General features: G+C 48.6%; 11 protein-coding genes, 2 tRNA genes and 1 pseudogene. 9 read left to right on the forward strand and 5 right to left on the reverse strand.

Annotated features, from left to right (window positions below; genetic code table 11):
- Nucleotides 1-160 precede the first annotated feature (160 nt).
- Together BGO59_RS22185 and BGO59_RS22190 are read right to left on the reverse strand one after the other, a co-directional pair.
- Nucleotides 161-234 (reverse strand) — tRNA-Pro (locus BGO59_RS22185).
- 82 nt (nt 235-316) lie between these two features.
- Nucleotides 317-403: transfer RNA gene (locus tag BGO59_RS22190), tRNA-Ser, on the reverse strand.
- Nucleotides 404-571: 168 nt separating this feature from the next.
- On the opposite strand from BGO59_RS22190, the gene BGO59_RS22195 reads away from it, so the two are divergent.
- The 7 genes from BGO59_RS22195 (at nt 572) to cdaA (ending at nt 7,034) form a co-directional block, all read left to right on the forward strand.
- Complete coding sequence (locus BGO59_RS22195; RefSeq protein WP_293686843.1) at nt 572-1,534, forward strand: VWA domain-containing protein; 963 nt, start codon at nt 572-574, stop codon at nt 1,532-1,534.
- A 115-nt stretch (nt 1,535-1,649) separates the two neighbouring features.
- Nucleotides 1,650-2,345, forward strand: a complete 696-nt coding sequence (locus tag BGO59_RS22200) for a tetratricopeptide repeat protein (protein WP_293686845.1) — start codon at nt 1,650-1,652, stop codon at nt 2,343-2,345.
- Nucleotides 2,346-2,396: 51 nt separating this feature from the next.
- Nucleotides 2,397-3,572: an acetyl-CoA C-acyltransferase gene (locus BGO59_RS22205; protein WP_293686847.1), complete on the forward strand. Its 1,176-nt coding sequence runs from the start codon at nt 2,397-2,399 to the stop codon at nt 3,570-3,572.
- A 94-nt stretch (nt 3,573-3,666) separates the two neighbouring features.
- Nucleotides 3,667-4,599, forward strand: a complete 933-nt coding sequence (locus BGO59_RS22210) for a phosphoribosylaminoimidazolesuccinocarboxamide synthase (RefSeq protein ID WP_293686849.1) — start codon at nt 3,667-3,669, stop codon at nt 4,597-4,599.
- A 95-nt stretch (nt 4,600-4,694) separates the two neighbouring features.
- Complete coding sequence (locus BGO59_RS22215) at nt 4,695-5,102, forward strand: STAS domain-containing protein (RefSeq protein WP_293686851.1); 408 nt, start codon at nt 4,695-4,697, stop codon at nt 5,100-5,102.
- Entirely contained in the window at nt 5,077-6,072 is a 996-nt protein-coding gene (locus BGO59_RS22220; RefSeq protein ID WP_293687540.1) for a ribonuclease Z, read from the forward strand. The genes BGO59_RS22215 and BGO59_RS22220 overlap by 26 nt, the downstream gene beginning before the upstream one ends.
- 155 nt (nt 6,073-6,227) lie before the next feature.
- Entirely contained in the window at nt 6,228-7,034 is an 807-nt protein-coding gene (gene cdaA / locus BGO59_RS22225; RefSeq protein ID WP_293686853.1) for a diadenylate cyclase CdaA, read from the forward strand.
- Nucleotides 7,035-7,246: 212 nt separating this feature from the next.
- On the opposite strand, the gene BGO59_RS22230 is transcribed toward cdaA, so the two are convergent.
- Together BGO59_RS22230 and BGO59_RS22235 are read right to left on the reverse strand one after the other, a co-directional pair.
- The gene (locus tag BGO59_RS22230; protein WP_293686855.1) at nt 7,247-7,654 is read right to left on the reverse strand and encodes a DUF4332 domain-containing protein; all 408 of its coding nucleotides are present in this window, start codon (nt 7,652-7,654) and stop codon (nt 7,247-7,249) included.
- Nucleotides 7,655-7,715: 61 nt separating this feature from the next.
- Nucleotides 7,716-7,892, reverse strand: coding sequence for a hypothetical protein (locus BGO59_RS22235; protein ID WP_293686857.1), 177 nt, complete (start codon nt 7,890-7,892; stop codon nt 7,716-7,718).
- Nucleotides 7,893-8,071: 179 nt separating this feature from the next.
- On the opposite strand from BGO59_RS22235, the gene BGO59_RS22240 reads away from it, so the two are divergent.
- Nucleotides 8,072-9,118, forward strand: coding sequence for a trypsin-like peptidase domain-containing protein (locus tag BGO59_RS22240; protein WP_293686858.1), 1,047 nt, complete (start codon nt 8,072-8,074; stop codon nt 9,116-9,118).
- A gap of 57 nt (nt 9,119-9,175) precedes the next feature.
- On the opposite strand, the gene BGO59_RS22245 is transcribed toward BGO59_RS22240, so the two are convergent.
- Nucleotides 9,176-10,120, reverse strand: coding sequence for a DUF2279 domain-containing protein (locus tag BGO59_RS22245; RefSeq protein WP_293686860.1), 945 nt, complete (start codon nt 10,118-10,120; stop codon nt 9,176-9,178).
- A 369-nt stretch (nt 10,121-10,489) separates the two neighbouring features.
- Here BGO59_RS22245 and BGO59_RS22250 point away from each other — a divergent pair.
- Nucleotides 10,490-11,328: pseudogene (locus BGO59_RS22250) on the forward strand (hypothetical protein); the annotation flags it as partial.

Below are 11,328 nucleotides of genomic sequence, written 5' to 3' on the forward strand. Positions count from 1 at the left end.
AACCTAGAAAAATACAACGCCCTCCACAAGTATTGGCCTTGATCCGAAAAATACAACGCCCTCCACAAGTATTGGCCTTGATCCCCTTGATCCTTAGTAAACGTGTTAGTAGGAACGAAAAAAGCACTTACCATTTCTGATAAGTGCTTGATTTTCAGTGTCGGGGTGGCAGGATTCGAACCTACGACCTCCTGCTCCCAAAGCAGGCGCGATACCGGGCTACGCTACACCCCGAATGTGGTACTATAAAATGCTACAGCCGAAACAATATTAATCAATTCATTTTCGGTTGGGACCTGTATCACTTTATCTCCTGCGGAGAGAGAGGGATTCGAACCCTCGGTACCGTTACCAGTACGACAGTTTAGCAAACTGTTCCTTTCGGCCTCTCAGGCATCTCTCCGTAGCCAATCTTGTTCTTTCCTGAACGATTGGGACACAAAGATAGGGGTATTAAACGTTTTCGTCAAGAGGAAATTTAAAATCTTTTTATAATCGCTAATTTCGCCCCCATCTGCTGCAAGTCGTACTATAGCTCAACTTAGTCAGCATCAGCCAGATACTTGATTTCATGAATTGGTTATACCCTTTTACGCGTACCGATTTTTTTTTCATTTGCTTATTTATTGGGCTCTACACACTCTATGTCTGGCGCACATTTAGGCTGGCTCATCAACTAAATACGTCAGCCTGGGGAGCCGTTCCTAAGTTTTTTCTGAGAGGCAGTTACCTCTCTTTACTCATCATAGCCCTGTTAGGGCCCTCGTTTGGCGAATCGGTTGTAGACTTCGCGACATCAGGTCATGACACATTCCTGATTGTTGATATTTCCCGATCTATGGATGCCAATGATGTAGTACCCACTCGCCTGGAACGGGTGAAGTACGACATCCAGCAACTTTGCGATACACTTCCTGCCAATCGATTCGGACTGATTATGGCATCGTCGGCCCCTTTTGTACTAGCCCCCCTTACGTCCGATCAGGATGCACTCAAACAATTTATTCGTGAAATACACACCAGTATCGCCCCAACGGGAGGTACTGACCTCTGTAGTGCTCTTGAATTGGCCTATCAGAAACTATCTACTGACCCATCTACCCGGCGGAGCGTTAAAGCAATGGTTCTGTTTAGCGATGGTGAAAATGCCAGTTCCTGCGAACGCAATACGCTGATTCGGTTACGTATGCAGGGAATGCCTATTATTACAGTCGGTGTAGGGAGTGAAGCCGGGGCATCGATTCGACAGGGGCGCGATTTTATTCGCGATGATAATAATCAGATTGTTCGGAGTCGGCTCAATCGATCGTATTTGCAGGAGCTGGCCCGCGATAGTCGAGGGCAATACATCGAAGCCGATGTTAATGGACGCTATATCAACGAACTAGCCGGTATTTTGCAGTCGCTAAAAGGAGGAACCAGCGACCAGCGTCGGCTTGCGGTGGCTACCAATAAGTATTATTATTTTCTACTGGCGGCACTCGGCCTGATTGCGCTCGATATACTTATTGCCATTCGGACCTTCCGACTGTAAGTGAGTCTCGACGTTTCATCTTATTTTTGGCTTCGTTTTTTTGATTCATCATGGACTACTTGCTGCTGACAGCAGTGCATTCAGTATTCATTGAAACACTGGGGCAAGCTTACGTATGATCTATTTACTCATTGCAGCCTGGATTTGGTTAAACGAACTGATTTCTCTAAACCAAATTTCCCGTAACAATCAGGCCCGACAGGAGGCTCAACTCGCTTATCAGTCGGGTGAATATCAGCGCGCTCTCACGTTTTACACGTATTTAACCCAAAATACGTCAACAATCGATGCTGCTGTGCGGTTAAACCTTGGCCATACGTATTTCCACCTGAAACAATACGCTAAAGCCAAATCGCAGTACGAAACACTACTCCAAACGGATAGGCATGATCTGCGGACAGCCGCAGCGACTCAATTAGGCGTATTGGCCTGCCTTGAAAAAGACAGCTCACTAGCGCTAACCCTTTTTCGTCAGGCTTTACTCGAAAACGCAGATAATGAATCGGCACGATATAATTTTGAGTTGATAAAGCGCCACTACTCCGGACAGCCTCCGCACAAACGGTCAACACGCAAATCATCGACGCCCACTCCTCAACTTGCTAACAAACCCCGCCCTATGGGTGGCCAGCAAGTTGAGCGATCAACCCGGCAAGACGAGTTATTGCGCCGGTTTCGTCGTTTGAACCTGAGTGAGGAACAAGCGTTACAATTGCTGGATGCCATGCGTGGTGATGATTTGCCGTATGCACTGACCCGATCGGCTCGTCAGGCCAGTCCAAAGTCCAGAGAAGGAGAGAGTCGATGGTAGAACCGGGTTATGGTTTCCTGAAGACCGTACATCCAAAATATAGACATACCGATGAACGAAGTGGTTATTGTTTCAGCTGTTCGAACCCCAATTGGTAGTTTTGGGGGTGCTTTATCGACCCTATCGGCTACCGAGCTGGGGGCTGCAGCTATTCGGGGTGCTTTAGCCCGCGCAGGCGTACAACCTGATCAGGTTCAGGAGGTTTATATGGGCAATGTGGTGTCGGCCAATGTTGGTCAGGCACCAGCCAAGCAAGCCGCTCTGAAAGCAGGACTACCGGCCACTATTCCCTGTACAACCATCAATAAAGTGTGCGCTTCAGGAACGAAAGCTATTATGCTTGCTGCTCAGGCTATTCAGCTTGGCCAGGCTGATGTCATCGTGGCTGGCGGTATGGAAAGTATGTCGAATACGCCCTACTACGTTCCTAAGGCTCGTTTTGGCTATAAATATGGCAATGCCGAACTGGTCGATGGCCTGGCTCGGGATGGTTTGGTAGACGTATACGATCAATGTGCTATGGGTGTGTTTGCTGATCAGACAGCCAAACAATATGCTATCAGCCGTGAAGAACAGGATGCCTATACCGTACAATCGTATCGCCGGGCCGAAGCCAGTACCCAGTCCGGTCGGTTCAATGCCGAAATTGTGCCGGTTGAGGTAACAGGTCGAAAGGGAGTTACGGTCGTATCGGAGGACGAGGAGTACAAAAATGTTATTTATGAAAAAGTCCCAACCCTCAAACCGGCATTTACTCCCGACGGTACTGTTACACCTGCCAGTTCGTCGCCCATCAGCGACGGGGCTTCGGCGGTTATTGTGATGAGTCGTCGGAAGGCAGATGAACTTGGATTAAAACCACTTGTTCGGATTCTGGCCTATGCCGATGCAGAACAGGAGCCCCAATGGTTCACAACGGCTCCGACAAAAGCCGTTCCACTTGCCCTGGAACGCGCTGGCTTAACAACCGACGATATTGATTTCTTTGAAGTAAACGAAGCGTTTGCTGTAGTGCCACTGGCATTCAGTAAAGTGCTGAACGTACCCCAGGAGAAACTGAATGCTTTTGGCGGAGCCGTATCCATTGGGCATCCGCTGGGAGCATCGGGAGCCCGCATAGTCACCACGCTCATGAACGTTCTGCAGCAAAACAACGGCCGATATGGAGCGGTTGGTATTTGCAACGGGGGCGGAGGAGCTTCGGCTATTGTAGTAGAAAAGTTATAAAAGGGTTGCCGTTTTTGGTTTAGGAAACTGAGGCCGTTAACTCTGACCCGCCAGCTACCTTAAGCCGAAAACCGAAGACCGTAAACTGTAAAAAATGAACGCCATTCAGGAAACTAATTTTCATTTTCCCGGTCAGACGGGATTCTATCGGGGAAAAGTACGGGACGTTTATTCATTCCCGGACAAGTTGGTTATGATTGCCTCAGATCGTATTTCGGCCTTTGATGTGGTACTCCCGCGTCCTATTCCGTTTAAAGGGCAGGTATTGAACCAGACAGCCGCCTACTTTCTGAAAGCAACGGTTGATATTGTCCCCAACTGGCTCCTCGACACACCCGATCCAAACGTGAGTATTGGTCTGAAATGCGAACCCTATGCGGTTGAGATGGTGGTTCGTGGCTATCTGGCGGGTCATGCCTGGCGCCAGTACCGCGACGGTCACCGAACCCTTTGTGGGGTGGCGTTACCTGAAGGGTTGCGGGAAAATGACCGACTACCCACTCCAATTATTACCCCATCGACCAAGGCGCATGAAGGCCACGACGAAGACATTAGCCGTGAAGAGATTCTGAGTCGAGGGATAGTTCCGGAAAGTGAGTATGTTCAGCTGGAGCAGTATGCATTAGCCTTGTTTGCCCGTGGTACCGAAATGGCCGCCCAGCAGGGCCTTATTCTGGTCGATACTAAATATGAATTTGGCAATCTGGATGGCAAGGTTTATCTGATCGACGAGGTTCATACCCCCGACTCATCCCGGTACTTCTACGCGAATGTGTATGAACAAAACCAGCAGGCCGGACAACCGCAAAAACAATTATCGAAAGAATTCGTTAGAGAATGGCTTATTTCAAACGGTTTTCAGGGAAAAACGGGACAAACCGTTCCTGCCATGTCGGATGAATGGGTGAGCCAGATTACAAAACGCTATATTGAACTGTTTGAAACCGTAACCGGTCAACGCTTCCAGCCTGATGAAACCTCCGACCCGCTGACTCGAATCGAAACCAATATACTACGATCCATATAAAATTTTGAATGGTTGAATGATTGAATGGCTGAATAAGAAACCCTTACTCAACCTTTCAACCATTCAATCATTCTATCATTCAAAAGTAAAGTCCTATGAATTATAGCATCGAGAAAAACGAACAGTACGCCCTGATCCGATTAACAGAGACTATTTTTGGGGAGGCTATAACTACTGACTTTGAGACGCTTAGTCGTAATCTTTTTCGGGAAGGATACAGCAATATCATCATTGATACGGCTGCTGTCCAGTCGATCGATCCGGCAGGCGTGTCGACAATTCGAAAAATAAGTCGGCAATGTACCAATGAACAGGGTCTGTTGATTGTTGTTACAAAAAATGACGATCTGATTTCATTTCTGGATACAGCCCGTCTCAGCGATCTGACAATTCTACCAACCGTGGAAGAAGCCATCGACGCTGTTTTTATGAACGAATTGGAAAATGACTTCCGTAGTGAAGCAGATGACGAGTATGATGTCGGAGGCAGTGTCGAGGCCTAACGCAGCCCTAACGCGCGTTGAAATACAGCATGAATCGGAACCTCACCGTCCGAGCCATACCCCATTTACGCTAACTGTACTTGGGGCCGGTTCGGCCACTCCCTCACTTCGACTCCATCAGACGGCTCATCTGCTGACCATCGGCAACGAATACATTCTGATCGATTGTGGTGAAGGCACCCAATACCGTTTGCTCGAACAACGCATTCGTCCGGGCAGGCTTCGGTACATTTTTATCAGTCACCTGCACGGCGATCACTACTTTGGGTTGGCTCCACTCCTATCGTCACTAAATATGGCAGGGCGGACCGAGGACTTACACCTGTTCGGTCCACGCGGTCTCGATGAAGTCCTGACGACCATTTTCCGGGTATCGGATTCCCGGCTAGGCTTTCGTCTTCATTTTCAAGCTGTCGATCCAGACCAGCCAGCGCTCCTACTCGACCACCCTCTGATGACGGTACAGTCGATTCCATTGCAGCACCGGATCGACTGTACTGGCTACCTCTTTCGTGAGAAACAGGCCAAGCCTCACCTGCTTCGAGAAAAGCTACCAGCCGACGTCCCTATTGCTTACCTAAAGCAGTTGAAAGAAGGTGAGGACATTCTGGATGCCGACGGCAGGCTGCTCTACGCTGCTGCTGATTATACCGAACCGGCTCCGGCACCCCGCTCCTACGCATTCTGCTCCGACACACGCTATGTGGAAGAATTGACTACCCAGTTACAGGGCGTCAACGTCTTATACCATGAAGCCACTTTTTTACAGGACAATAGCCAGCGAGCAGCAGAGGTGTACCATTCGACCGCAGGGCAGGCGGCTATGATTGCCTCTAAAGCCCAGGCTGGCCGTTTGCTAATTGGTCACTTTTCGTCGCGGTACAAGCAATTTGAGCTATTTCTAGAGGAAGCCAGAGCTATTTTCCCTGAAACCTACCTGGCAACGGAAGGACAAACAATTAATATATAGACACTTAACCTATTTCTATATTCATCATATAGTTAACGTATCAGCGTAGCGAATCCGAATCCCTACGCTGCAATCTGAAACCACAATCAATAATTCAGCCTACCCAAGTACATTATTCTGTTTATCTTTAGCCCGTAAACTTTCTTAATTGGTTCATGCTGGCTTTTCGCCTGGGTTTTTTAGAAATCGGGTGGCTCGATTTATTGGATATTGGGCTCGTAACCTTACTTATTTACCAGATTTATCATCTTGTTCGTGGGAGTGTCGCCAGCCGCGTATTTGTCGGGTATTTGCTGGTTTACCTTGCCTATTTACTGGTGAAGGCACTTGGCCTCAACCTGATGACTACTATTTTGGAGTATTTCATCAGTGTGGGTGCCCTGGCGCTGATCATCATTTTCCAGCACGAAATCCGGCGTTTTTTATTATTGATTGGCAAATCGACTAACCTGACCAACAATCGGCTGTTCAAACGGTGGCTTCTTCGGGAAACCGAAGTTATGGATGCTTATGCTTCACTTAAACCCATTCTTGACACCTGCAAAGCACTAAGCGGTGAATTTTCAGGTGGTTTACTAGTCCTGCAAAAAAATGATGATCTGGAAAAATTCGCTCAGTCGGGAGAAATCATTGATGCCGATATGTCGAAACCATTACTGCTGGCCATCTTTAGTCAGTACAGCCCACTACACGATGGAGCCGTAATCATTAGTGAGGGGCGAATTCGGGCAGCCCGTTGCATTTTACCTGTTTCGGAAGATGACGAGCTACCCGCTACCCTTGGTTTTCGCCACCGAGCAGCTCTAGGCATGAGCGAAGCAACCGATGCAGCGGTTATCGCTGTATCAGAAGAAAGCGGACGTCTGTCGCTGGCGCTCAACGGTGAGCTGTATACCAACTTGAGTTTGCCTGAACTGGAAAGCCGTCTGGAAGGATACCTACGTGAGCCTAAATCGCATTGATTAGCCAGCGAGGGCACTTACTTTTCAACCAGAAACAGACAACAAAAAAACCCTTGGCGTCACTGAGTCAGTGACGCTCACTGGGTAGCTTTGTTGGTAAAAAAGAGTGTGCCGTAAGGAATCCGACGTTGAAGCCGTTGGTCGGAAGAAAGTGTAGATAGCTATCCGTTTTGGCGCATCGGATTCAGCTCATTCGATTACTCCTCTTTTCTCTAGTATTCAAGCATTCGCGGCAGTTTTTTAGCCTGCTCGACAAAATCACCAATTTGTTCAACGGAAGGAGGGCGTTGCGTATACTGACGTACTTTATTAATCTGAATCAGTTTAGCGTGCAGGTTGTCGGCCGAACGTTGAGCCAGTTCTTTCACCGTATCAACGCCCGCTTCTTCCATAAGATCGCTATACACCCGACCAATTCCTTTGATACGCGCCAGATCAGCCCGATTGGCCAACTCCAGAATTGCTTTTGAATCAACGCCACTTGCCGAAGATAGTGCCTTGCGGTCTTCGGGGGTCCGAGTTGCTTCAAGTAACGAATCAGCGTCACTAATACCTTGTGCCTTTAGGGCATTTAGAACAGCATCTGTTATGCCTCGCAGTTCTCCTAATGTAAGGCTCATGAAATAATGTTGAGTTTTAAATAAATAGTACAACCCGACCTTCGAGCTGTCTGGTACTTTTTTAACGGACAAGGTACTTTCTTCGAGTATCATTCAAAAGAAATTTCTTCTGAGCGGTAAAGCTTTCGGGGTGCATTTGCCCGAATTCGCGCTGCCATTCCAGAAATCGGGCCGGTTCAGCCTGCTGAAACTGCTCAACACTTATTTTCTTTTGACTTAGATATTCTTGAAAAGACATAGGTTAAATCTGCCATTTTAACCGAACATTATACAAAGTAAGGTTTTTTTTTAACACATTACTACAATTGATTAATACAAAAATGACAAAATGGCGTGTCGTTTCCCGATAACTATCATGAAAATCAATATGGAACAGATCGTGTAATGGGCACCCAAATCACTGAACCAACTTTAGGCATGGACACCCAATTCATTACATTTTCAGAAACGCCATCACAGCCAGGGGGAACAGTCACTCAGGATGGGGCGCTTCTGGATGCTTACTCAAATACCGTGGTCACGGTAGCCAAAAAAGTGAGCCAGTCCGTCGTACAGATTAAGGTAAGTGGCCGTTCCTCTTCTCAGGAATCTGCCAAAAGCAATCCGCCAACTCGTCGGCCTCCCGGGCGGGGTGAGTCGGATGGAGGCACAGGTTCTGGCTTTATTATCTCAACCGACGGCTATATTATCACGAATAACCACGTAGTGGCGGGCGCCAGTAAAATTCAGGTATCGCTGCCTGATTCGAACGAATATGAAGCAACGCTGATTGGGCGCGACCCTGCCACTGATATTGCCGTAATCAAGATTTACGCGGATGGACTGAAAGCGATTCGGTTTGCCGATTCGAAACAGGTTCAGGTAGGTCAGATTGCCATTGCAGTTGGCAACCCATACGGTTTTCAGTACTCACTCACAGCGGGGGTAGTTAGTGCGCTCGGACGAACTTTACGCTCTGAATCGGGCCGCTTGATTGACGACGTTATTCAGACAGATGCGGCTCTGAATCCGGGGAACTCAGGTGGTCCTTTGGTCAATTCGAATGGCGATGTTATTGGGGTAAATACAGCTGTTATTTTGCCGGCCCAGGGTATCTGTTTTGCTGTTTCATCGAATCTGGCGGCCCTGGTTGCTGGTAAACTCATCATGCACGGACGTGTTCGCCGGGGCTACCTGGGCATCGCCGGACAACTGATCAACCTGACCGAGCGCATCAAGCAGTACAATCAGCTAACAACCAAATCGGGCGTAATGGTCGTGAGCGTAGAACCGGATGGTATAGCGGGAAACAGCGAATTACGCGAAGGCGACATCATTGTGGAATTCAACGGCCAGCCGGTCGCTACGGTCGATGACCTCCATCGGTTGCTTACCGACGACAGCATCGGCCGACTTACACAACTGACGGTTTTACGGCAAAATCGTAAAAAAGGGGTCATGGTTACGCCTGGCGAGATGAAGTAAATTAACCTGTGACCGAGCGAATCGATGACTTGCTTCAGCATTTCGCTCGGCCACGCTTTATTCTTTTGGCAGAATCAACGGGTGAAACCGCAGACCTTTTATGCGATTGAATTCGAGCGAAGGAGCCGGAATTTTAAAGAACTGGGCCGTACCGATAAAGCGCTGTAAAGAGGGCGAAAAGGCACCTACTCTCGACAGGTCGGCATCCGGCGAAATAAAGAATTGCCGATACCGGGTAAAGGTCACTTCGTTACCAGCCGCATCAAACGCCCTGGGATTCTCATGTCCGCCAATCATGCCGCTACCGCTATACCCGACATCCAGGTTGAGCCAGCGCGGGAAATCAGGCCCCACCGGAAGCACGGACGCCAGATTGACCGATAACCAATATTGCTGACCGTTATAGTCTTTCAGCATTTGCTGACCAGTGGTCTTACCAAGCAGATTAGGACGGTAAGGCGGAAAAATAGTTTTACGGAAGCCATATTTCAAACTGACCACCTGCTGCCCAGCCCCATACTGCTGCCCCATGAACAGGGCTGTTCCGGCTACATTAGCGACCATATCGCCTTTCGAAAACCCCCACCCTTCTGCATGCCCGTCGTATACTTCGAGGGTAGTCTGAAACAACACAGCAAGTAAACCGCCCGTCAGAATACTGGCCTGTTCATTGACCCCACTCCAGCGCATCAGCTCATACCCTCCCCGGCTCATGCAATAGGCCGTTGCGGCATGCCCTACTTTATCCATCTGGAGCCATTCGGCATTGTCGTTGAAGCTATGAAACGGTACTTTTTTCTTATACCACTGCTTGCGAAGCATGAGCAGCGTAACCGTGTAAAAAGCCGCCGTACCCACCAACACACCAATAAATCGCCCCTGATTGATACCTGCTGGCTCAGTCGATACAGGCACTGTTGGCATAGGTTGCGCCTGTATCGACTGGGTTAGTATTAGCCAGTATACACTTATCCACCCAACATGCCGAATCCTGTTTTTCATGCGCCAAAAGTATCCAACCTATTTTATTTTCCGACAGGATTCACAGGATTTAGATGTTGTTTGCGTTAGTGAGGGCAGGTTATAAGAACCTGACCCGCAAGGTTGAGCCAGACAAACCGTTCGGTTTTGAGAAACCGCACGAAGGCAGATTTAAGAATCTGCCCTCACCATGTCTGGACAAAACAATACCGTTGGGAGCTTGACGCCAATAAGGAACATCTGCCCGCACCATGCGTGGGCAAAAGACTGTACATTGACTAACTCAACCAACTTCTTTAAGGATTTTGGAGCAAAAATCCTGTACATCCTGAAAATCCTGTCAGAAAGCCTTTTCACGTACCTTTGCTCAACTTATTTCACTTCCTATTCATGAATCTTGTTCCTTCTCCTCCCCTCACACGTGCACAGGAGTCTCGTGTAGCCATTGAACGCCTATACATTACGATGCGCCATTTGTTCAATCGGGGATTTTATAAACCTTCGGGCGTATCGGGCGAAGAAATTCGACGAGCCCTGCTCACGCTTCAACCCGAAATCTATGGCCTGGTTGGTGATCCTCAACGCGTTGAACTGGATGGACTTGTGTATGTAATGGATCGATTACCCAAAGGCATCGAATCCTGTCGGATTATATCACTGGCCTCCCGCGAAGGCTTTGAGCATTCACACTTCCCGGTACTGGTGCCTGCCAAACGTCGCCGGAACTGCTTTCGCATCGACAATGAGCAGATGGTGATTGAAGTAACCAATGGCCGTAGCGAAATCTACGACATTCTTACCCACCTGACGTTCATGTTTATGGAAGCCGATAAAATCCGGCGGAATGCCTTTCAGGAACGGGGGAGCCGCACCCGCGAATGGGAGAAACTGGAAGCGATTGTGCAGTCGGGTGGCAGCGTCAACGACGACGAGCGCGAACTGGCCCTGATGTACCTCAGCTCGATTCTGGGTCGTACGTTCGAAGAAACGCAACAAGCTTACCAACGTTTTGACGAAAACGCTGGTACCAACAGTGGTCTGTTTCAGATCATTTATGGCTTGGGCAGTGTATCGATTCGGGAGCTTGTAGAACCGAAAATAGCCCGCGAAATCAACTTTACCCCCATGCTGCGCGAACGGGTTGGCCAACACCTGTATGGTGAGCGCTGGGCCACGCGCATCAAACAGTATATCTGGGAACACAACTTACAGGATCGTCCGGTTCATGT

Source organism: Spirosoma sp. 48-14, assembly GCF_001898575.1.
In the GTDB taxonomy this organism is placed as follows: Bacteria; Bacteroidota; Bacteroidia; order Cytophagales; family Spirosomataceae; genus Spirosoma.